The sequence below is a fragment of the Enterovibrio sp. QJM3NY_24 genome (assembly GCF_057786035.1).
Genome location: NZ_CM173519.1, coordinates 2,359,808 through 2,382,672 on the forward strand (window position 1 = coordinate 2,359,808; position 22,865 = coordinate 2,382,672).

The window sequence follows — 22,865 nt, forward strand, 5'->3', positions numbered from 1 at the left end:
CCGATCATGCTGCTTGAAGTTTTCGAGTGATTAAATCGACCGTATCACCCACATTACCCGCCTGATTCAGCTGTTCGATTTCCGACAAGCTAAATTTAATCGCCAGCTCTTTCTCAATGGCATCGATGATTTGTATTTGTGCCAGCGAATCCCAATCTTCCGCATCGTCTGCCGTCGTATCTCGTGTCACCACTAAATCATCTTCATCCAGCACATCAAAAATAATCTGAGAAATCGCATTTAATATATCCATACAAGCTCCTTTATCGTGCCGCGCAGTGAACCTATTTCAAGGTTGAGTATTTGCTCTTTATTTAGCATTCGTTGGTACGCAATCATTCACGCATTATCACCAGCGGGAGATCAGGCTCTGCCTGATGCTCGTCGATGACATATTCCCATTGACTGCTGCCCTCTTCACTCTCCGACAAGCGCTGGAAACCCAGCGATGCATAGTGATCACTCACTAAGCCATTTTTTTTGGTCGGTACATACCTCCCGACCAATCTTTGCAGATTGCGCGCTTTCGCATGACGAACGAGTTCAGCAAACATTGCCTGTTCCATCTTGCGTTTGAACACACGACAGCTCATCAGCCATAAATCAATCGTGAGCGTGCTTTCTTGTTCAGCGCCGACAATCACAGAAACAATGCCGTTATCGCCAAACTTGTCACGCAATCGGCCATACAATGAGAGGTGTCGCGGAGAGTGCATGACAGACGTCATTTCCTGCGCGCTATACCGTTGAGTCGTGAGGTTAAACTGGTTGGTTTTATTCGTGAGTTGAGTGATGCGAGGCAATGCCACCTCATCAAAGGGCGCGATCATTGCGTGCATGTCTAACGAGCGCAGGTAGTCGTCATAGTTTTCAAACTCACGCTGCAACTGCTGACGCTCTTGATTATGCGCATACATGGCCGCTCGCGTAACATCTTCTGGATTAAGGGATACCAGTTCAAACCAACCCGCCTTGTCCAAAGCCGTGATGTATTGCGTGACATCTTGCCCAATGTTGGGCACAGCAACCGATGAAAGATTACTCGCCACGAGCGCCCGCTCACTGGCGTTATCATCAAGGAAAACAAGGGAATCCAAACCGATATTAAGTGACTCCGCAATCTGCTCAATATTTTGGTCTTTGTTTTCCCAATTAGCTTTGAATTCGCTGAAGTCAGAGAGCGTGAGTATTGAATCGGGATGCGAGAACCCTTGTTTCGCGTTCTCAATGTCATTTTTGCTGCATACCGTCAAAAGTACACCGCGCTGATGTAGCGCCTTCAAGTACTGTTGTAATTCGGTGTAGGCTTCGGCCTCTGCACTTTCATGGCCGATTTGAATGCCTTTTAAGCCATCATCACCAATCACACCGCCCCACAGCGTATTATCTAAATCACAGACGATGGCTTTCTTGCTCAATCCCACCACCGCGAGAATTTGATTAGCCACACTGTGCCCCAATTCAGGAAACGCATCGCTGCTCATTGCATATTTATAGGCAAACCACTGCGTTTTATTAAACCAACGTTCTAAGCCAAACCATGAAGAAAGATAGTTGAGGTCATGCAGAATAAAATGGCCATCTTGCTCGGCGTATTCGGCAAAGCTTGCATTCAATGCATTCGTGAAACGTGTTTTCCCCGTCACGGCAGACGCATCAATGTTTCCGAGCGGACGGGAAAAGGGTAGTTCGAAATTGTTCTGAATAATGGTGGCTTGATACTTAACGTGTAACGCCTGCCAAACGGAATGAAAGTCATCAAAAGTATCCGCGATTTTCACGCTAACGTCGGCGTCAAGGTCTGTCGGCACAGGCCATCTTGTTAGGTTCACGCTGCTGGTATGGAGATAAATAACTTGAGGATTAAAAGCGTCAAGCGCGTCGTTATCAAATAAGGCTTCTTGATAGAATTGGTTGTAATCAGACTGATAGATTTCTACGTTCACCCCGCTATCCAGCAAAAATAGCTCAATGTAGTTAGCCACTTCGCTGGTCGTGGACCCGCCCAAGATCGCAACACGCAAAGGCGGCGCAGTCAGCGAAGCTTTCAACGTTCTACGGAGCTTCTTTTGACGACGTTGCAGCAATGCCACATCCAAGGGGTAAGCGATTTTTATGTTCGTCGTTTCAGTCATGTCTGTCCCCAATCACCAATGCTTGCCCCTCGTTTAAGAGCGTGTTTTTCCCATCACCCAACGCAAGGTGTCCGCCACACCTGAAAGGGTCACGATAAACTGGTTCAACGAACGACTGTCCATCACCAAATTACGCTTCAACTTCAACGGGTGTTCTGTTCTTGCGTTCAACCCTTCATCCAAGGTTGTCGCCGTTCTGATACCAAGTGCATTCAAATCCGGTAGATGCTCTGGTGACCAAATCCCACTCGGATAGCAAAAATGCGTCAGCGCTTTTGGCGAAGCAATCTGCGCGGTTAATACTTCTCGATTGGTTTGTATTTCGTGATGAATAGCGTCGCTATCTGTCGGTAGTTTGTGGGTATGTGTGTGCAGTTGAATGTTGGTGAGCGGTGAAGCCATCGCTGCATTCAACTCTTTGTAATTGGCATTGTGGAAACGCTTTGTTTGTATCGCATCATCACTCACACCTAACGCACTCGCGGTCGCCGACAAAAACGCTGTTTTTTGGTCATCGTCAAAAGACACCATTGCGGCTTCTACCGCTTTAACCATGTCAGACACATTACCTGTGAACCCGTAGTGTTGACCTTGAAATGCCACCTCAAACGTTTCTGTCGGTTTGTGCCATAGCCAATATTGAAGCAAGACATTAACCACAGGGATCTGATGGTCACAGTAATAGGTCGTTACATAGACGGTCGAAGGAAATTGATACGCCTGAAATGTGGGCAAAAGTTCGGTAATACTGGAACGCCAACCATCATCTACGGTAATAACAACGGGGTATGTGAATTGTGCATCACCATTCAAATGACGCTCTGCATCGTCGAGACTGATGACATTGAAGTGAGAGTGTTGAAGATAGTCCAGCAACTCAATGAGCTTCTCTTTTGAGATGAAAACACCGGGCCAGAATTGATGTTCATCCTTCATCGACATCGAATGAAAACAGAGGATGATCAACTTATCGCGATGGAAATATGAAAGCGCTCTGGCAATGCCAGTTCGAACAAAAAAGGCATATGCTGCCTCCCTCAACTTCCCCATTAGATCCCTCTCCAATAAACGTCCGCCAACTTAAAATTCGCTAACGCGAAATCGACAAAAAATGGCCTTACATGCATGAATTAAAGTATAGAAGCGTGTATCAAATTTGGATCAAACAATTGAAAAATGAGAGGAAACAGCGTGTCCTGTGAATACAAGACAAGATCCATTACCTAGAGAAAATAAGAAGTGATAAGACGAAAACACCTCGTATAGAGACAACTCAGGTAAAATTCTCTACAATACGCGCCCTCTCGGTGCGGGACGGAATTCCGCGCATAAGATGATTTTTAAATGGCATGTCAGGGCATTAAGTACATGCTGTTGTTACCCTCAAGGCAGGTTCAGATGGCCATTCGCGATAATATTTTTGCTGCGCCAATTGAAAAACTGGGCGATTTCACGTTCGATGAAAACGTGGCTGAAGTTTTTCCCGATATGATCCAACGTTCTGTACCCGGTTACAGCAACATCATATCCGCCATTGGTATGTTGGCTGAGCGCTACGCGTCTGACGGTTCAACCGTGTATGACCTTGGCTGCTCGCTAGGCGCGGCAACCCTTTCTATGCGTCGTCATATCAAAGCAGAAAACTGCAACATTGTGGCCGTTGATAACTCGCCAGCCATGGTGGAACGCTGCAAATTGCACGTGAATGCCTATCGATCAGACACCAACGTTGAAGTGATTGAAGAAGATATTCGCAACGTCGATATTCAAAATGCATCTGTGGTTGTCCTAAACTTCACGCTGCAATTCTTGAATCCCGATGATCGCCTAACACTGCTGAAAAAGATTTACGCAGGCTTGAAACCGGGCGGCATTTTAATTTTGTCCGAGAAATACAGCTTCGCTGATGAAACTGCCCATGAATTGCTCATCGATTTACACCATGATTTCAAACGTGCAAATGGCTATAGCGAGCTAGAAATCAGCCAAAAGCGCAGTGCATTGGAAAACGTGATGAAGCCCGATACCATTGATTGCCACAAGCAACGCTTAAGCGATATTGGCTTTAGCAGCACCGCGGTGTGGTTCCAGTGCTTTAACTTCGGCTCGATGTTTGCGATCAAGTAAGCGGGAAGCTAATAGCCTAGGTCCTAGGTAAAAAAACTCGCTTCTCTCGACTAGCAAACAACATTTAATAAACACTTAACTGACAGACTAATAAGCCATGTTCGATTTTTCTGATTTTTACCAATTGATCGCTAAAAACCGCCTGCAATCATGGCTTAACGTACTACCCGCGCAGCTTTCTGAGTGGCAAGACCAACCGCACGGCGACATGCCGAAGTGGATGCGGGTGCTGAAAAAGATCCCAACCGATACCCCATCAACCGTGGAGCTTAAAGATTGCGTATCCATTGGCACCGAAAACGAACTGCCTGAAGGACAACGTGCAAAGCTCGAAAACCTACTGCGTACCTTCCATCCGTGGCGTAAAGGCCCCTATGACGTGCACGGGATTCAGATTGATACTGAATGGCGTTCAGACTGGAAGTGGGATCGTGTACTTCCCCATATTTCCCCGCTGAAAGGCCGTTATGTGCTGGATGTAGGGTGTGGAAATGGTTATCACATGTGGCGCATGCTTGGTGAGGGTGCAGAACTCACCGTCGGCATCGACCCATCAGAACTATTTTTGGTGCAGTTTGAAGCCATTCGTCGATTGATGGGCAACGACCAACGTGCGCACCTGCTGCCGCTTGGCATTGAACGTCTACCTGAACTCAAAGCTTTTGACACTGTGTTCAGTATGGGTGTGCTATACCATCGCCGCTCGCCGCTTGATCATCTTATCCAGCTTAAGAATCAACTGGTGAAAAACGGTGAACTGGTATTGGAAACGCTGGTGATTGAAGGCGACGAAAATGCGGTACTAGTGCCGATTGATCGCTACGCGCAAATGCGCAACGTTTACTTCTTCCCGTCGGCAAAAGCGCTGAAGGTATGGTTAGAGAAAGTTGGCTTCGTTGATGTGCGCATTGTTGATGAGTGTGTTACGACCACCGACGAACAACGTTCCACCAATTGGATGACGCATAATTCACTGCCAGAATACTTGGATGCGAATGACCCGTCGAAAACAATAGAAGGCTACCCCGCACCTAAGCGCGCGATTTTAATAGCAAAAAATCCTGACTAAGTCATGACAATGGACGCTTCTCACGTCCTTTTTTTCAATGTAAACTAAGTGCCATTAATTCATACGGTTCATCACCCAGCACGGAGCTACCCATGCTAACACGCAGCGGATTGCTGATTTTTTTCACTGTTGTTCTCTCTGGCTGCAGCCTGACATCTCAAGAGCAGCATCAGCAAACATTGGACGCCATCAGCAACATCGATACTAATATCCAATCGGATATGACGACGTTGAATCAAAATGTTGCCTCTCAACAAGTACAAATCGCAACCCTTGAACAACAGCTACTCACCATGTCTGACACACTCAAAGTGCTAAGACAAACTCAAGCACGCGAAGCGGCTAACCGCCCAGAGCCACAAGTGGTGTACGTAGAGAAAGAAGTGCCGGTTCCAACCGCGCAAGACAAAACCATTTTGGGCGAACAAGAATGGGTATGGATTGATGCGGCAGGTGACAATTTCAAAGCGCGTGTCGATACAGGCGCTACCACGTCATCCATGAATGCCACTGACATTCAAGAGTTCGAACGCGATGGGAAAACGTGGGTGCGTTTCAATTTAGCACACACCAAATCTGACCAAAATGATGCTGAGCCCGCCGTCGCCATTGAAGCCCAGGTCAAACGCTGGGTGAAAATCCGTCAAGCCTCTGCCGATGAATTAGAGCGTCGTCCCGTGGTTGAATTGCGAGTACGTCTTGGTGATTTACATGAAAAAGCACAATTTACGCTAGCTGACCGCTCCCAGATGGAGTTTCCGGTTCTGCTCGGCCGAGAATTTTTTAAAGACATTGCGATGGTTGACGTCAGTCAGTCATACGTTCATCCCAAGTTCGTCGCTGAAAAAAAATAATTCGCTGATGTAATTTCATCAGTTAAGCGAAAGAGGAAAACATGACTTCACGCGTCCCTTTTTATCTGTTGGTCATCCTACTTGTTATAGTAGGGATCGGCATGAGTATGTACCGTCACGATGTTTACGGTGTGCCTTGGACTGCAGGGCAAAAACACCAAGTTTGGGAAGTTGAAGCCCGCGTTGAATTTGAAGCTAAAGGCGATCCCGTTAAAGTGTCCTTGGCGACACCTGATACCCAAAACGGCTTTACTTTGATCAACGAGAACACCAGCTCTCCCGGTTATGGTTTTGCACTGGTCAATACCGAGAATGGTCGCCGTGCAGAATGGACCAAGCGCGAAGCAGCAGGCCAGCAAATCTTGTACTTCAAAAACCAAATGCTGGTTGATGACAATGCCAAATTCCCCAATGAGCCGCCGATTGGCAATGTTGTCCCTATCGCTCTCGATGGCCCATTAAAAACCGCAGCTGACGCTATTTTGACTGAAGCTCGACAACTTTCTGCAGATAACAGCACGCTCACACGCGAGCTCATCAAGCAATTTAACGACAGCGAAAGCCAAAACGCAGCACTGCTGACCAAAGAGATGAGCAAAGCTGACGCGATCGTGGCGATCTTGTCACTCGAAAACATCCATGCTCGCGTGGCGGGTGCGTTACAACTGGAAGATGGTCGACGCCGCCAAAACATCATCCCGATGGTCGAAATTTGGGACGGTGAATACTGGCAGTTATTTAACCTTGAAACCGGCTCAAAAGATTTCACAAAAAATCTGCTGCTTTGGAATGAAAAAGGCACGCCACTGCTCGAAGTCACAGGTGGTACGAATAGTCAGGTCAGCTTCTCCATCATTTCTCAGGACATTAGCCCTAAACAAGCGACAGATGAAAAGATCCAAGCAGAAAGCCTGCTGAACTTTTCCATTCACAGTCTGCCGATTGAAGAACAGGCCATGTTCAAAACCATTATGCTCGTGCCTATTGGCGCGCTGATCGTGGTTTTGCTGCGCGTACTTGTTGGCCTCAAAACGTCTGGTACATTTATGCCAGTGCTGATTGCCGTCGCTTTTGTGCAAACCCAATTGGTGCCCGGTATTGTTGGCTTCTTGCTCATTGTCGGAACAGGTTTAATCATTCGAAGTTATTTGTCGCGGCTTAACTTACTCCTCGTGGCAAGGATATCTGCGGTAATCATCACCGTGATTTTGATTATCGCCGTCTTCACGGTCGTCGCCTTTAAGATTGGGTTGGTAGAAGGTCTCAGCATCACCTTCTTTCCAATGATTATCCTGTCTTGGACTATCGAGCGAATGTCTATCATTTGGGAAGAAGAAGGCCCGAAAGAAGTCCTCGTGCAAGGTGGTGGTTCACTACTGACCGCGGTACTCGTTTACCTTGCTATGACCAATGACTTTGTTCGCCACATTACGTTTAACTTCATCGGTATTCAGCTCGTGATTCTGGCTGTTATCTTGATGTTGGGTAACTACACCGGTTATCGCCTCAGCGAATTGAAGCGTTTTAAGCCACTCGTGAAGGACTAAGCGCATGTTGGGATTGTTAAAAAAATACACCTCGCCGTTTAAGCTAAACCGCGCCGGTATTATGGGTATGAACCGTCGTAACATCAGTTACATCGGTCGCTATAATCAGCGCAGGCTTTTTCCCTTGGTGGATAACAAACTCAAAACCAAGCACCTCGCCCAGCAATCAGGGGCGACAGTACCTGAATTAATTGGTGTGCTTAGTGAACAGCACAGCGTTCCTTCCATTCATAAGATGGTCGAAAACTGGCCGGGCTTTGTTATCAAGCCCGCACAAGGCTCAGGCGGTAAAGGTATCTTGGTGGTCACCTCTAACAAAGACGGTGTTTACAAGAAACCGTCAGGTGCAGAGGTGAGCAAAAGCGAAGTCGAACGCCACATCACCAACACACTGGCAGGCTTGTTCTCGCTGGGTGGCAAAAACGACGTTGCCGTAGTGGAAAACCTGATCCAGTTCGATAATGTATTTGATGGCTTCAGCTTCGAGGGCGTGCCGGATATTCGCGTCATCGTGTTCAAAGGTTATCCCGTGATGGCCATGATGCGCCTTTCCACTTCAGCGTCTGACGGTAAAGCAAACCTTCACCAAGGCGCAGTAGGTGTCGGCATTGACATTGCGACAGGTAACGCCGTGCGCGCGGTGCAGTTTAACCGCCCCATTGAGCGCCACCCTGATACAGGTAGACCGCTCAGTGAGCTTAAAGTGCCTCACTGGGAACAACTGCTCGTACTTGCTGCCAGTGCATGGGAAATGACAGGCCTTGGTTATATCGGCACCGATATGGTACTTGATAAAGAACAAGGCCCAATGGTCCTAGAGCTCAATGCACGTCCAGGCTTGGCGATACAAATTGCCAATGGCTGCGGGTTGCTGCCAAGGTTGCGTCATATTGAACACCTTGGCACCTCAGCCACACCGCACACGCCAGAAGAACGTGTCGACTATGCCAGAATGCATTTTGGAGACACACTCCAACAGAAATAAGTGAATCGGGCAAATGCCCGATTTTTTTCCAAGCCTCTCTGATACCCAAGCCACCGCAATTATATCTGTGTATTCACACATCAATATCTTAAAACTAATTTCCCTTTACCCTCAACCATCGCGTTAAGTAAGCTAATTGCTCTCTAAATGCACAGAAACGTTAGGACGTAAGGACGCGTAATGGAAGCTAGTCAGCCTGTTTTTGATTTCGACAACGAACTCGATCGCACTGCCACCAGCAGCGATAAATGGGACAAATACAAAGGTCAGGATATTCTTCCTATGTGGGTCGCTGATAGCGACTTCCAATCACCACCTGCCGTTTTAGACGCCCTGCACGCACGCATCGCTCATGGTGTATTTGGTTATACCCATGCGCCAGAAAGGCTCACCGAGATCTTCGTTGCCCGCATGGCTGAACGCTATGATTGGCACATTCAGCCTGAATGGGTGGTGTATTTACCGGGTCTAGTTTGCGGCCTGAACATCGCAGCACGCGCCTTGACCGAGCAAGGGCAAACCATCATTAGCCCTAGCCCTATTTACCCGCCGTTTATCTCATCCGCCAAGCTAGCGGAACGTCCGCTGATCAAAGCACCTGTGGTATTAGAAAACGGCAGATGGTTACCAGACCTGCTGGGCGTATCGAATCAGCTAACAGACAAAGGCGGACTGCTGCAAATGTGTAATCCGCTTAATCCCGGCGGCACGGTTTATCGACGTGACGAGCTCGAAGCAACGCTGGCTTTTGCGGAAAAACATAACTTGCTCGTCTGCTCTGATGAAATTCACTGCGACCTGATTTTGGACAACGAACACAAACACATTCCGTTCGCCAGCTTAAGTGACAGTGCAGCACAACGCAGTGTGACGCTAATGGCGCCGAGCAAAACCTTCAACATCGCCGGATTGGGAGCGTCTATCGCCATCATTCCTAACGCTGACATTCGGGTGCGCTTTAACAAAGTCAAACGCGGTATTGTACCGGGCGTGAGCCTTCTTGCCTTTACCGCCGCAGAAGCCGCTTATGAACATGGAGAAGCATGGTTACAAGCACAACTGGCATATTTGGCGGGGCACCGAGACTATCTGATGCGAGAAATTAATACCCTACCCGGCTTAAAGCTAGAGCACATTGAAGCCACCTATTTAGCGTGGATTGATTGCAGCCAATTACCCGTCGATAACCCATTTCGTTTCTTTGAACTAGCCGGCGTTGGCTTATCACCAGGGTTAGATTTTGGTAATCGACAATTTGTCAGGCTGAATTTCGGCTGCACGCGCAAAACGTTGGAAGAAGCGATACGCAGAATGAAAGCCGCGATTGAAGCGCTCTGATAGGCGATCTAACCCAACGGACAGTAGCAAAGACACCCCAAAAACAGTACCGATTCGGTGCTGTTTTGGGTTGCCTAAAAAGCAATAGCCGCGTGAAAGTTAACGTCTTCTCATGCTGATTGTTTTGTCCTTGGGTTCTTAGTTCGTTTCAGCGACAGTCCGTCACGAATGTTCAAACCAATCATAGTCAGGTTGATGGCACCGCCGACTAACTCAATGGCTTGTACCGCCCAAAAGTAACCATCAAATTCCTGCGAAACGGCTTTAAAGTACAAAAACACGGCAGAGGGAAGCATCACAAGTAGACCGTTGGCTGCCGCGACTTTCATACGGCCTTGCTTAGCGCCAATCACGCCTTTGCCTTTTGACGGATAAAGCTTATTGCCGCTCACCCCAGTCAACATCATTGATAGGATCAACAAAGGGATACACCATAAAATCGCCTGCTTTACCGTCACTATGTGGTGCTGCACACCAGAGAGTTCGGCAAACAGTGTTGATGTGAAAAAGCTCGCAACCGTCAAAAACGCCAAAGCGCCTGCCGTGCGGTGGATTAACACCAATGTTTGCCGATTCATCTCACTGTCCTCTTATCGTTTAGTGCGAAACCCGCGATGACAGCTTTTGCAGCTGCGATCTGCGGCTTTAAATGCTTTTTTCAACGCTTTAACATCCTGTGCTTCAGCCGCTGAAGCCATGTCAGCAAACTGCATATCGAGCGTTGAGAGATCTTGTTCGAACTTATTCCACTTGTTCCAAACCGTTGTACGACTTCGGCTACCGACATCACTTCCTTCAGGAAACAGCGCGGGCAGTGTCGCTATCGTTTCGCTATTTTTCAGCGCCAACGTTTTTATCTGCGCCCAATCCGAATCACTACCGTCTTCCATTTCTTTCATCGCTTGGAGATTGTCAGCGAATGACAGAAAACCTTTTTGTCGCTCATCGATTTGTTGTGAGAAGTCACCTGCCACTGCACTTGCCACCATCAATAGACCCGCAGAAATCAGTCCAACAGACGTGATTGGTTTACGCATTTCTTTACATCCTTTTTAGGCCGTAATGGCTTGTTTCAATTTGAGTGTTGATAAGCTCGATGAATGTGCATTAAATACGCGAAAAGGCTTCTAGCCTGTACACCTACCCCCTATCATCTTCGTGCTTACTTAAAAGACAAAAACAATTTACATCACAATCATTGCATAAGCAACAATTGCAGTGTAAATTACTGTCAATCCACAATGATCGGATACAGAACATGAAGATATGGGATCTGCCTACCCGCCTTTATCACTGGCTACAGGCATTGCTGTTTACCCTTCTCGCCCTCAGCGGATTTTTCGGTAATGGACCGCATGAATTGTTTGGTCTCGCGTTAGCAACACTCTTGGCATGGCGTGTACTGTGGGGATTCTTTGGTAGCGAAACCAGTCGATTCCGCCAGTTTGTGCGCTCGCCAAAAACCGTCATCAATTATCTAAATGGCGGTCACTCTCATCATGGTGTCGGTCATAACCCAGCAGGTGGTTGGATGGTGATAACGTTGTTGTCTCTGCTCCTCGCGCAATGTTTTGTTGGGTTATCGATGGGGGGATATTTTGATGCGTATATCCACGAAGACAGCCTGTTATATGACATGGATCTTCTGATTTCCGTCCATGCGACCTTGGCTTATTTGCTTTTAGCTTGCGTCGCACTTCATCTCTTGGCGATCGTCATCTATAACTTACGCGGCAAGCCTTTAGTGAAAGCGATGCTCACAGGTAAGCAACCAGCACTGACTAACACCTTGAGTGTGTTTTTTCGTTCCAATCTACGTGCTGGTATACTACTTGCCAGTATCGGTGGATTGATCAGTGTTTTTCTGTACCCCGCATTTGCATAGCAAACAACGTCGACGTATGGCACTAAAAGAGAATAACGATGAGCGAATTTAATCGCCAGAACAGCTTTGGCTGGCTGATAAATGTAGTAGCGGGACAAGCTGAAAAGGAGCTAGATGCAGCCTTAAAAGAACATGGTCTGACTGTGGCACTGTGGCCAACGTTGATGTGTCTGTGGGAAGAAGAAGGTGTTACCCAACGGCAGATCGCGAAAAAGGCCAAAGTAGAAAGCTCCACCACCACACGCACGTTAGATAAGCTTGAAAAGCTGGGGTTAGTCGAGCGCCGCACTGATCCGGAAAGTCGCCGTAACTACCGAATCTATCTCACTGATAAAGGCATAGATTTACAAGCGGTTATCTCGCCATTGCCTTTAGCGGTAAACCAAGCATTGCTGGCTGATTTAAGCCCTAACGAAACCGAGCAGTTAGTCTCTTTGCTGCGAAAGATCGTTGATAAAGTAGAGTATTGAACAGTCTCAGTAACAAATACTGCGCCATCGCCTGCTACACTTCAGCTAGTGAAATCCCACTCAAAAGGAGTTTGTATGCTAGGCGAAAAACACTCACTGCTAAATGATTTTCCAGAACTTGAAGATCGCATAAATCAACTTGTCGAGTCGGATGCTACCTTTGCCACCGACAACAAAAAATACAACGCACTAGACAAAGAAATCCGCACTCTCGAACTGCAAGGCGCCCCAATTGGGGATGATGCGATGCATCAGCTAAAACATGAAAGATCAGTGATGAAAGATTCCCTCTACCAGCGTGTCACTCAATCAAACGGTTGATTCAATCACTTGCAGGAATATTGGCCTCTCTGGGTTAAATTTCATGCCCATTGCGTTGAGATAGCAAGATAGGCCAATATTCCTGTAGATTTCATGATTACTTTTTAGCCATGTACAACTTAAGTGCTTTCGCCGATTCATAAACAAATGTCGCTATCCCACCTGCAGACGTTGAATTTGCATAATCTTCTAAAGGCGCACAAAAGTTTGACTTAAACTTTTCGATGGCATCTTTTGGGGAGTCGGCATAAATCACATCATCTTCAACTTCAAAGCCAATCTGTAAGAGCTGATCTTTTTCGCTGACAAAGGTGTCAGAGCCCATGTCTATATAGGTGAACTCTTTACGATTTGATTCTGGTTTACAAAAGAACTGATACTTTGGCATCGTTGTTTCCCTACCCATTATTATACCCAAACACCAATAAACCATACCGACCTCACTCATAACACCCTGTTTCAAAAAGACTCCGACATGGTTCACAGTTCAATCATTGCGCTTGTCAATCGTTGCAGGTGATGGGATTTACGTATGTGCCGTCGTTGGAAGGGGGAATGGCAGGGCTGGCTGGATAACATTGGATGGCGAATAATCGTATAGCGTAACGGTGTCAGTTGGATAAATTCATAAACGTGCTATTTCAACGATGTTCGAAAAATAGCACGCCTTACCTGAATTCAGCCTTAGCCAGCATGTTCTAGTGGCGGTTCATCTTGCACTGGCGGCGTATCTTCATCTACAGAGGTATCTAAGAAGATAGCGGTGGGATCAAGGATCAAGCTATGAGATTGTTTGTGTTTGATCAGCCCGCGCATCAGTTTTTTGGTTTGCGCGTCCACGTCAAAACCGACTTTCACCAACTCTTCCAGTGGTTGTATATCGGTTTCAACCACTGACACATTGTCTTCCACTTTATCTACAAGTAAACCAATGCTCGGGTTCATTCCGTCCTTGGTGGTGAATACAATGATAGGTTTGTAATCGAGCGTGAGTTGTTCGCGAGCAGATTCAAACAAGCGGATCAGGCGCGCATACGTTGAGCGTTCTTCTCGTCTGTAGGCGTCTTTCGCTTCTTGTTGTTTGCCTGCTTTTAGCATGTCCAACACTTCATCGGCCAACTCATGGAGCTTGCGATGTGGGTCATCGAATTTCGCCAAGATCTCCGCGAACTCTTCATTTTCTGGCTTATAAGTATCGTACCAGCGGCCAAATGCGCATTTGTGTGGGTCTCGAGCTTTGGTAAATGGCACGCCTTCATGGATAGTCAATTGCAAATCACGCAGCCAATCCACATGGTCTTGTTCGCGAGCAGAAAGTAACGCAATCAGATCGTTGTTGGTGTCTTTGGTCGCCACGCGGTTTAGGATCAAACCCAAGTCAAAAATGGGAACAGGTTTACCCATGAAATCCTTGATACCAAGAAAGCTCTCGCGGTCATTAGGAAGTTGAGTGAGGTTCTCTTCATATTGCTCGGTCAGGAGAATGTCCAAGATTTTGAGTGCGACGGTCTTTTGTCCCACTTTGAAATTGATAAAATCCATGTGCCTCGATTCCTTAGTTACCCATCTGAATAAGCATAGTCAAATGCGCACATAACGTTTTATTTATAAGACAAAAGTTTCCTGAAATGAGCAGACAAAAAAATACGCTCCCGAAGGTGCGTATTCATCAATTTCAACACTGAGCATGACCGCAGATTGCGATTATTCAGAAAGGTCCAACTCGTTATGGATCAATACCACACATTGAGAGGCGAAGATCATTTTTGGCCCAAGGCTGATCTTCTCTGCACCAAGGCGTTTTAAGCTGTTGAAGCTTTTCTTCGGCATAGGCAGGTGATCGGTTAACAAGAAGCAGCAGTTCGCAGGAAACGTTTGTTCACGAATAGGCGTACCTTTTTTGTCCATCATGAACAATTGATATTCTTCTGATAGTTCTTGTACCAGCTTTTCAAAGCTGACGGTACGAACAGAGATACCTGGCTCAACGTCTCGTTCTTGTTCTTTACCCATGCCTTTCGAAGCATCTAACGCTCTGGCGACTTTGGCCAATAACGCTTGCTCATGAAATCCGCCAACGTTGGTCAGTTCATTCGCGTTAAAACGAATTGTTCGTGAGTAATCTTGCGTCTTTTCCAGCACCAGATACACGACCACATCTTCACGGTGAGATTGCGCCACAAAGATAGCGTTCATTAAGGTGTGAGCCAAAATCTCGGTATGAGCTTCCTGGCCGACCGATGCCAGCACTTGCTGACTATCCACAGAAGTAGATCGGGCTCGTAATACAAAAGCACGCATAGATGAAGTTCCTAATGAGTTAAACGGCGCACCTTCTTTAAAACGAACGGAGCGGCGATTCATGGTCATAGATTTAAGCGCGGCATTATCACAGTTTTACTCAGGTATGTAACTCTCTAATCACCGCTTGATTCGAGGGCGCTAGACGATTTGCTTTGCCAAGGTTTGGTAGCCATTGAAAATCCGTGACCCCGTGGTGAACCAACACATGGCACCAAACACACAGGCAATTTCCATAAAATGTGCAGGGAACACACACATCAGGATAAAGCACAGAATAGTCTCAGACCCTTCGGTTAATCCTGTCATGTAATAGAGCGATTTGTTTTTGTAGACGGGATCGTCGATGCCCTGTTTGTTCGCCATAATGGCAAACGCTAAGAAGCTACTTCCTGTGCCAATGAAGGAGAAAATCAAAAATGCGCCTGCGATGGCATTTTGATCAGGGTTGGCCAGCACAAAGCCAAACGGTACCAGCGAATAGAACAGAAAATCGAGACTGATATCGAGAAAACCGCCTGCGTCAGTCACCCCTTGAATGCGCGCTATTGCGCCATCTAGCCCATCCATGACACGGTTAATTAAAATGAACAGCAAAGCCAACGCATAGTTTTCAAACGCTAAAGCCGGCAACGCCATGGCGCCAATTGCAAAACCCGTGACTGTGGTTTGATTGGCGCTGATGCCCCACTTATCGGCCCACTCTGCGGCTCGCGATAACGGCCAACGCACCGCTTTAATTCCGATGCTATCAAGCATAAACGTGTTCCTCTTGCGCGGCATTCCAAGGCCAAGTGAGACGCTGACTGCCCGGAGGAATGTCAGCCATATCGTGTGTCACCATCAATGCAGGAATGTTCGCGTCTTTGAGTTGTTCAACCACCCAATCACGAAATTGGGTACGCAGATCTTTGTCGAGCTTGCTGAAAGGTTCATCCAGCAACGCTATTTTGGGTTTAGCCAACAACATACGCGTTAAGCTAATGCGTGCTCGCTGACCGCCCGAGATCTGATCGGGAAATGAATCTGCCAATGTAGTGAGGGCGATATTTTTCAGTGCTTGCATCGCACGTTCTTTTCGCTCAGCGCCTTTAATGGCATCAGGCAATGCAAACGCTAGGTTTTCCCACACACTCAAGTGGGGAAACAACAAGTCATCTTGAAATAAAATACCCACGTCACGCTTATGCGCTGGCATGTTATCTAGCGCCACGCCGTCTAAGGTGATGGTGCCTGAATAACGAAATTCATCGGACAAATGCCCCGCAACCGCATCCAACAGGGTTGATTTACCACAACCACTGGGGCCCATCAGACAAAGGATATCCCCTTTTTCAACGCACATATTGAGCGACGAAAACAGCGTCTCGCCAGAGGCTTTACGAATGGCGAGGTTTTCGAGACAAATACTCATTCGGCAATAACCCTTTGATTGAAAGTCGACGATATTTGACCTGTAAGTGGCTGACAAATATCGCAAATGAGAAAAATAGCAGCGGCAATAACGCCTGCCAAATGGCATAGACCGCCGTAACACGTCGATCGAACCCGCTTGAGAGCGCCACCGCTTCTGTGGTCAAGGTGCTGATTCTACCCGCACCGAGTACCAGTGTAGGGAGGTATTGCGCGAGACTGACGCTGATCCCAATCGCCCACGCGAACACAATCGCAGGAAGTAGGATCGGCAGTTTCACATTCAACCAAACATGCAGCGGCGATTTACCCAGACTCAAAGCAACACGCGTAAAGCCTTCGTTGTAACTGCGCCACGGGCCATCTAACGACAAGTAAACATACGGGAAAGCGAAAAATACATGCGCCCAACACACCCACAAGAAATGCGCGTCACCGCTGACGTACAAGGTCGCAACCTGCATGCCAAACAAAATGGAAAGCTGAGGAATTAACATAGGAATAGCGATGATGTAGCCCGGTACCTGCAAGCGGTAACGCAGACGATATTCGTGAGCAAGCAATGCCATCACCAAGGCGGTGGTGGCTGAAATCAACGCGATCAGCATACTCTGCTCAATGGTGCCAACAATGGACGCCCATTCGAATTCCCAAAAACGCAGGCTGTATCGGCTTGGCAATAAATCAGGGAAACGCCAACGTTGGGCAACGCTCCACAACAACATCAGCGGCATCATAGACACAGACATGACAAGTAACCCCAAGAATACGGTTTTACCCGGCAGGGCAAATCCACGTCGCCCTGCGTATTGCCACGACCTCAACCCTTTAGTGATTGACCACTCGATGAAACGCGCAAGGCCGATCAATATCAGGGAAATCACAAACAGCACGACAGCACCGGCGGATGCACGTGGGAGTAAAGTTAAATCCGGATCGTTAAACCATTGCCACACTAACACCGCAAAAGTGGGCGGATTGGTCGGCCCAATGATCAACGCCACATCAACCACAGACAGGCCATATGCCATGACCGCCAGCATTGGGAAACGCAGCTTGGTCAGCCATTGCGGCAGCACACACTTCCACCACGCTTGTGCGCGACTGTAGCCAAGAGATGCTGACACTTTTTCAATTTGGCTCACATTCACTTGCTGCAAAATCGAAATGCTCATCAACAATAGAAACGGCACTTCTTTCAATGCCAACATCAGGATCATGCCGAGCGCATGCGGGTCGTTGATCACCCGCGCGAGATCAGCCACGCCCTGCGCCGCGGAATCATAGGCAAACCATTCATGCAGTAAGCGTGTGCCCATCCCTGTTGGCGCGAACAAGAAAGCAAAACCAATCGCAAACGCCACATGAGGAACCGCAAGTAATGGCGATAACGAAACTTCAACTTTACGCCAAAACGCAGTGCCCCAAGTGGCCTGCAAAACAGCAAAAGTGATCAAACAAGCAAGGTAGGTGCTCGCAACGGCGGAATACACCGTCATGCTGATGGAGCGCCACACACCTTGCCAATCAAACACCATGGCGAAGCCGTCCAACGACGGATGATGCATGCCCAGCGGCGGAATATAGCCGAGTGAAGACAAAGAGACGCCCACTAGCCCAAACACGGTCGGCAGAACGCAACAAATGACGATAACTAAATAGAGCGCGCGTAACATCAAATCTAGCTTCCGTAACGTGTCAGCCACTCTTTCTCGATGGCGCTTTGCCAACTCGGGTGGGTTTCAGCAATAGATTTAAATGGCGTGTTCTCTTTGGCAGAGCCAGACAGGTACTCCGTTCTCAATACTGAGGGATCGCCCCAGATCTCAATGTTCCCTTTGCGTGATTGCGCTTCAGGGCAAAGTAGAAAGTTAGTCACCACTAACGCGCCTGCTTTGGCATTCGCATTCCACGGAACAGCAAGGTAATGAATGTTCGACAAGGCGCCAGAATCAAACGCATAGGCGCGAGTCGATTCGGCTAAATTACCCGAGGCATGCGCAGCGTACACCGCATTTGGGTTGAAAGTGATGGCAAGATCGATTTGTCCATCATCCAGCAATTGGAAGGTTTCGGCTGTGCCTGCTGGGAACTGCTTGCCTCCGCGCCACGCGACTTGATGTAACGCGTCTAAGTACGTCCACAACGGTGTCGTGACCGACGCATAATCCGCCTCAGACACGGGTCGCTGCAAACGTTCATCGCTGCTGGTCAATTCAATCAACAGCGATTTCAAAAAACTGGTGCCATGAAACTCTGGCGACCTGGATACGTGATGCGGTTCGGGTGTGCTTGGGCGTAACTGAGCATTGCAGTGAATGAACGTGGCGGGTTAGCCAGTTCTTCTTCATCGTGAACAAACACTAACTGCCCCATGCCCCAAGGCGCTTCTAATCCTTCGGTAGGCTCAGAGAAATCGACGGTCACAGGCAAAGACTGGTCAACGAATGTCCAACTCGGCAGCTTGTCCACGAACGGGCCAAACAGTAATTGGCTGTCTTTCAGTGATTTAAAGTTTTCGCCGTTAATCCACATCAGGTCGACACTGCCGCCTTGGGTTTTCCCCGCCGCTTTTTCGGCGATCAAACGTGTGGTGGTTTCGGTAATGTCCGCCACTTTTACGTGATGCAGCGTCACGCCATAACGGCGTTGCACTTCTTGCTTTGCCCAATGCAGGTAACGGTTTATTTCCTGATTTCCACCCCATGCGTGGAAATAGACGTGTTGCCCAACAGCGTCTTCTTCGATCTGTTGCCAGTTATCGAGATCAGTGGCGAAAGCGACACAAGAGGCAGTGAGCAATGCAATGGCAGAAATCAGTTTTTTCATCGAATTCGGTCTTATTTTCTTATTGGGTTTTCTGCATTTTATTGAAGGATATAAATGCAAAAATCGTCCCTTACGTGTAGCAAGGGACGACACAATATTCACTTCAGAAACTAGCGCAAGTTATTTCGCTAATTCTTCCATGTTGATGCCTTTTTTCTTAGCAATGTATTTCGGGATAAGCGACATACCGAACAACACCAAACCTGCACCTGCGAACTTAACTAGCAACATGGCTGATACGCCGTTCGTTGCGATGTCACCCGCCATGTAAGCGAAAATGAATGCACCCGGCGCCATGGTGATCAGAGAAACCAGCGCGTAAGTACCAAGGTTCAAACTGGTCAGGCCGTATGCGTAGTTTTGCAGACTGAATGGGAACACAGGAACCAGACGCGTCAGGATGAGGAAGCTCGTCCCGTTTTGCGCCACACCTTGGTCAATTTTCTTGAAGATTGGGTTGTCACCAAACTTCTTCATGATGGTGTTACGCAGCAAGAAACGGGCAACCACGAACGCCACAACCGCACCTAGCGTTGCAGAGAACAGCGCCAATATGCCACCTTTGATTGGGCCAAAAACAATGCCCGCTACGATGGTGAATGCACTGCCCGGTAGCAAGAAAACACACGCAAACACGAATGCTGCAATGAACACAACGTAGCCCATCGCGCCGAAGCCTGCGATCCACGCTTGCAAGCTCTTGATGTCAGTGATTATTTCAAGAATGCCTGTTTGCTTTGCCACGAAAACAATCGCTGCGATCGCCAAAGCGAACAAACCAATTTTTACAAATTTCATTATGTGTTACCCAATAAAAACGAATTCGACAGTGTCTTGCCAAAGAAGGCAAGACCTTGGCTAGATCAAGCTTCTCGCCAACATCATCAACACGCGGGGGAACGCAAAGTGATTGATGATGTTAACGCGCTAGACTGGCCAATAATTAACGTGACTGATAGTTACAGTGACACGCACTTGATCAGAGCCGCTTTGGACTTATAACGGTTGAACCATGCTTTCACTGGGCTTGCCAATACGTTGACCGGTGCGGGTGAGTCTTTCATCACAACAGGACCAAACATCAGATCCAGAATGTGCCATGAGTTTTGACCAACACCCATCATGGACGCGCGACATGCTGCGCAGTAAACCACAACGTGATCGCTTTGGAACTCATCAACACGGCGTTGAACAACGCGGTTCGCCACATCAGGGTTCGCTGGAACCACCATGCCACCGAAACCACAGCAACGTGTGTTTTCGCGAGTGAATTCAGGTTCAACAGTTTTATAGCCCAGCTCGTTCAGGATCCAACGGATACCGTCTTGAAGTTCGCTTTCGTAGCGGGTAGAGCAAGAGTCGTGAATGGTAAATACCACATCACTGTCTTTTGCTTTACCAACCAACTCTGGTGGAAGGCCGATTTCCGGTAGCAGTTTCCATAGCGACAACGGCTTTTGCTTGCCACCCGATTTTTTGATCATGCCGTAGCAGCTCTGGCACGCCACAATAACTTGTTCTGCTTCAAGTTTGTCAAAGTCAGCCTGTAGCTCGCCGTAACGCTCTTTAAACTTGTCAGCCTGACCAATTGCCGCAGTAGGTTTACCGCAACATTTCTGAACTGCACCCATTTCTGGGAATACATTTTTCAGGTGTGCAGCAATCGCAGCAACGCCTTCTGGTGAGTAGGATGGCAGGCTGCATCCTGGCATAAATACTTTATTGGTCATTTTGTCGTTACCGCGCGTTTAGCCATAGTGAAGAGTTTCGAGAAGCCCAGCTTCTGGTGCATATTGATCGCCTTGTGGCCTTTCATTGGTGATTCGCCATTGTTCGCATTCACGAAATCAACACGCGCACCAAGGAAGATTTCCTTCATTGGGTAATCTTTCGGGCAGACGATGGTGCACTGGTCGCAAGCGTTACAAGAGTAAGCCAGCAGCGGATCCATCTCTTTCTTGTTAACGAAGTCACCGAACAGCGTCTTCGGACAATCACCGAAGTCGTTCATCATGACGCACTCGCTCATACACAGTTTGCAACTACATTGCAGACAGCGCGTAGACTCTTGCTTCACTTGCTCTTGGGTAAAGCCGAAGTCAACTTGTGCGAAGTCGCGTTTGCGTTCTTCCGCATCGCGCAGTTCGCCATGCAGACGTGGAACATCTACAGTGCCTTTTGGTAGTGGAACGTCCAGACGAGATGCGTAGCTGTACTCATCTTGGAAATCACGACCTTCTTCTAAAGGACGACCTGCGAATTGGCGCTCAATGCTCATTGCCGCTTTACGGCCTAGCGCCATCGCTTCAATCACGATGTTACCGCCACAGGCATCGCCCGCTACATACACACCCGCCACTGAGGTTGCCATCGTATTCTTATCAACCACGTAACGACCGCCACGGGTTTGCTCAAGAGCACCATCAGTGATGTCGGCAACAATTTGACCTGTTGCGAATAACACGGTGTCGACTTCAATAACACGGGTTTCGTCTGCGTAGCTCGGTGCAAAATTACCGTTTGCGTCGAGAATAGAAAGTACACGCTTCAGTGTGATAGAGAACACTTTGCCGTCTTTCTCTTCGATAGAGATTGGACCCCAACCTGCGTTGAATGACACGCCTTCTTCCAGCGATTCTTCAATTTCAACGTGGCTTGCTGGCAGATTTTCCATGCTTTCCAGTGAACACTGGTGCACTTCATCTGCACCGATGCGCCATGAAGAACGTGCACAGTCCATCGCAACGTCGCCGCCACCAATAACCATCACACGCTTACCAGCACGCGGGAACGCACGGGTTTCAGAGACTTCTTTCAAGTATTCAACCGCTGAGAACACACCTTCTGCTTTGTGACCCGGCAGAGGAATGATTGAACCAATGTGCGCGCCGTGCGCCAGAACAACGGCATCATGGGTATTGCGCAGTTCTTCGAAAGTGATGTCTTTGCCGATTTCCACACCGAACTTGGTTTCAATGCCCAGCATATCTAGGTAGCTGTATTCGAAATCAATCACATTACGTGGCAGACGGTACTCGGGTATACCGACACGCATCATGCCGCCGTATACGCTCAGTTTTTCAAAAATGGTGACACTGTGACCTTTGCGACGCAGCTCGATTGCCGCTTGTGCACCCGCAGGGCCCGCACCGATGATCGCGATTTTCTTACCCGTTGGGTTAAGAACGGCAAGATCCCAGTTTTCTTTATTATCCATTTTTTCAGCAACGAAGCGCTTAATGCCCGCCACGCTGATTGCTTGACCGTATTCTGTGTTACGACGACATGCCGCTTCACATGGGTGCGCACAAATGCGGCCCAGTGTTTGTGGCAAAAACAACTTTCCGCGAATGGTATCAAGTGCTTCTTGATACTTACCTTCACCGGCCAGACGCACATACTGTTTAACATCAGTGTGCATTGGACATGCTGTTTGACATGCTGGATCTGCATCGCCCATACAGCCATCTACTACGCGTTGTGCCGCGTCATAGAGTTTTTGGCTAAAGATTACATTGCTCATTATTTTTATGCTTCCAGTAGAAGTTGAATTCTTTTTGTATCCGTTACATGACGCAGGGGTCAGCAACA

General features: G+C 47.9%; 23 protein-coding genes and 1 pseudogene. 9 read left to right on the forward strand and 15 right to left on the reverse strand.

The features are described from left to right. Positions 1-4: 4 nt before the first annotated feature. From AC3CIC_RS10330 to AC3CIC_RS10340, 3 genes are all read right to left on the reverse strand, one after another. Entirely contained in the window at positions 5-253 is a 249-nt protein-coding gene (locus AC3CIC_RS10330) for an acyl carrier protein (protein WP_016961262.1), read from the reverse strand. Positions 254-335: 82 nt separating this feature from the next. After that, complete coding sequence (locus AC3CIC_RS10335; protein WP_488514534.1) at positions 336-2,135, reverse strand: HAD-IIIC family phosphatase; 1,800 nt, start codon at positions 2,133-2,135, stop codon at positions 336-338. 33 nt (positions 2,136-2,168) lie between these two features. Then, positions 2,169-3,185, reverse strand: a complete 1,017-nt coding sequence (locus tag AC3CIC_RS10340) for a polysaccharide deacetylase family protein (protein ID WP_488514535.1) — start codon at positions 3,183-3,185, stop codon at positions 2,169-2,171. A gap of 348 nt (positions 3,186-3,533) precedes the next feature. Between AC3CIC_RS10340 and cmoA the strand changes: the two genes are divergently transcribed. From cmoA to AC3CIC_RS10370, 6 genes are all read left to right on the forward strand, one after another. Then, a complete protein-coding gene (cmoA, locus tag AC3CIC_RS10345) occupies positions 3,534-4,262 on the forward strand; it encodes a carboxy-S-adenosyl-L-methionine synthase CmoA (RefSeq protein ID WP_488514536.1) in 729 nt (242 codons plus the stop codon). A gap of 97 nt (positions 4,263-4,359) precedes the next feature. Next, positions 4,360-5,331 carry a tRNA 5-methoxyuridine(34)/uridine 5-oxyacetic acid(34) synthase CmoB gene (cmoB, locus tag AC3CIC_RS10350; protein ID WP_488514537.1) on the forward strand — a complete coding sequence of 324 codons (972 nt, stop codon included), beginning with the start codon at positions 4,360-4,362 and terminating at the stop codon, positions 5,329-5,331. Between the two features lie 92 nt (positions 5,332-5,423). Next, the gene (locus tag AC3CIC_RS10355; RefSeq protein WP_394209900.1) at positions 5,424-6,185 is read left to right on the forward strand and encodes an ATP-dependent zinc protease family protein; all 762 of its coding nucleotides are present in this window, start codon (positions 5,424-5,426) and stop codon (positions 6,183-6,185) included. A gap of 41 nt (positions 6,186-6,226) precedes the next feature. Further along, positions 6,227-7,732, forward strand: coding sequence for an inactive transglutaminase family protein (locus AC3CIC_RS10360; protein WP_488514538.1), 1,506 nt, complete (start codon positions 6,227-6,229; stop codon positions 7,730-7,732). A 4-nt stretch (positions 7,733-7,736) separates the two neighbouring features. Next, a complete protein-coding gene (locus AC3CIC_RS10365) occupies positions 7,737-8,717 on the forward strand; it encodes an alpha-L-glutamate ligase-like protein (protein ID WP_017004171.1) in 981 nt (326 codons plus the stop codon). A 180-nt stretch (positions 8,718-8,897) separates the two neighbouring features. After that, positions 8,898-10,055, forward strand: a complete 1,158-nt coding sequence (locus AC3CIC_RS10370; protein WP_488514539.1) for a MalY/PatB family protein — start codon at positions 8,898-8,900, stop codon at positions 10,053-10,055. Between the two features lie 110 nt (positions 10,056-10,165). Here AC3CIC_RS10370 and AC3CIC_RS10375 read toward each other — a convergent pair whose 3' ends face one another. Together AC3CIC_RS10375 and AC3CIC_RS10380 are read right to left on the reverse strand one after the other, a co-directional pair. Further along, entirely contained in the window at positions 10,166-10,633 is a 468-nt protein-coding gene (locus tag AC3CIC_RS10375) for a hypothetical protein (protein ID WP_488514540.1), read from the reverse strand. A gap of 12 nt (positions 10,634-10,645) precedes the next feature. Beyond that, positions 10,646-11,092 (reverse strand): c-type cytochrome, encoded by a 447-nt coding sequence (locus tag AC3CIC_RS10380; protein WP_488514541.1) that lies wholly within the window; start codon positions 11,090-11,092, stop codon positions 10,646-10,648. Positions 11,093-11,313: 221 nt separating this feature from the next. Between AC3CIC_RS10380 and AC3CIC_RS10385 the strand changes: the two genes are divergently transcribed. The 3 genes from AC3CIC_RS10385 to AC3CIC_RS10395 all read left to right on the forward strand — a co-directional run bounded on the left by AC3CIC_RS10385 (position 11,314) and on the right by AC3CIC_RS10395 (position 12,731). Continuing rightward, entirely contained in the window at positions 11,314-11,940 is a 627-nt protein-coding gene (locus AC3CIC_RS10385) for a cytochrome b/b6 domain-containing protein (RefSeq protein WP_488514542.1), read from the forward strand. Between the two features lie 38 nt (positions 11,941-11,978). Next, positions 11,979-12,410 (forward strand): MarR family winged helix-turn-helix transcriptional regulator, encoded by a 432-nt coding sequence (locus AC3CIC_RS10390; RefSeq protein ID WP_488514543.1) that lies wholly within the window; start codon positions 11,979-11,981, stop codon positions 12,408-12,410. Positions 12,411-12,485: 75 nt separating this feature from the next. Then, positions 12,486-12,731 (forward strand): HP1242/YdcH family protein, encoded by a 246-nt coding sequence (locus tag AC3CIC_RS10395; protein WP_017004175.1) that lies wholly within the window; start codon positions 12,486-12,488, stop codon positions 12,729-12,731. Positions 12,732-12,828: 97 nt separating this feature from the next. On the opposite strand, the gene AC3CIC_RS10400 is transcribed toward AC3CIC_RS10395, so the two are convergent. From AC3CIC_RS10400 to AC3CIC_RS10445, 10 genes and pseudogenes are all read right to left on the reverse strand, one after another. Next, positions 12,829-13,194, reverse strand: a complete 366-nt coding sequence (locus AC3CIC_RS10400; protein ID WP_488514544.1) for a hypothetical protein — start codon at positions 13,192-13,194, stop codon at positions 12,829-12,831. Between the two features lie 221 nt (positions 13,195-13,415). Next, positions 13,416-14,273 carry a chemotaxis protein CheW gene (locus AC3CIC_RS10405; RefSeq protein WP_488514545.1) on the reverse strand — a complete coding sequence of 286 codons (858 nt, stop codon included), beginning with the start codon at positions 14,271-14,273 and terminating at the stop codon, positions 13,416-13,418. 162 nt (positions 14,274-14,435) lie between these two features. Further along, positions 14,436-15,032 (reverse strand): tRNA (pseudouridine(54)-N(1))-methyltransferase TrmY, encoded by a 597-nt coding sequence (trmY, locus tag AC3CIC_RS10410; RefSeq protein ID WP_371733206.1) that lies wholly within the window; start codon positions 15,030-15,032, stop codon positions 14,436-14,438. Positions 15,033-15,173: 141 nt separating this feature from the next. Beyond that, positions 15,174-15,791: a CDP-alcohol phosphatidyltransferase family protein gene (locus tag AC3CIC_RS10415; RefSeq protein ID WP_488514546.1), complete on the reverse strand. Its 618-nt coding sequence runs from the start codon at positions 15,789-15,791 to the stop codon at positions 15,174-15,176. After that, entirely contained in the window at positions 15,784-16,446 is a 663-nt protein-coding gene (locus AC3CIC_RS10420) for an ATP-binding cassette domain-containing protein (RefSeq protein WP_488514547.1), read from the reverse strand. Before AC3CIC_RS10420 ends, AC3CIC_RS10415 begins: the two co-directional genes overlap by 8 nt. Then, complete coding sequence (locus AC3CIC_RS10425) at positions 16,412-18,121, reverse strand: ABC transporter permease (protein WP_488515901.1); 1,710 nt, start codon at positions 18,119-18,121, stop codon at positions 16,412-16,414. The genes AC3CIC_RS10420 and AC3CIC_RS10425 overlap by 35 nt, the downstream gene beginning before the upstream one ends. Before the next feature lie 5 nt (positions 18,122-18,126). Next, positions 18,127-19,274 (reverse strand): annotated as a pseudogene (locus AC3CIC_RS10430) (ABC transporter substrate-binding protein). 120 nt (positions 19,275-19,394) lie between these two features. After that, positions 19,395-20,072, reverse strand: a complete 678-nt coding sequence (locus AC3CIC_RS10435; protein ID WP_488514548.1) for a TVP38/TMEM64 family protein — start codon at positions 20,070-20,072, stop codon at positions 19,395-19,397. A 161-nt stretch (positions 20,073-20,233) separates the two neighbouring features. Continuing rightward, positions 20,234-21,004, reverse strand: a complete 771-nt coding sequence (locus tag AC3CIC_RS10440) for a heterodisulfide reductase-related iron-sulfur binding cluster (RefSeq protein WP_488514549.1) — start codon at positions 21,002-21,004, stop codon at positions 20,234-20,236. After that, positions 21,001-22,797 carry an FAD-dependent oxidoreductase gene (locus AC3CIC_RS10445; RefSeq protein ID WP_488514550.1) on the reverse strand — a complete coding sequence of 599 codons (1,797 nt, stop codon included), beginning with the start codon at positions 22,795-22,797 and terminating at the stop codon, positions 21,001-21,003. Before AC3CIC_RS10445 ends, AC3CIC_RS10440 begins: the two co-directional genes overlap by 4 nt. Positions 22,798-22,865: the final 68 nt, after the last annotated feature.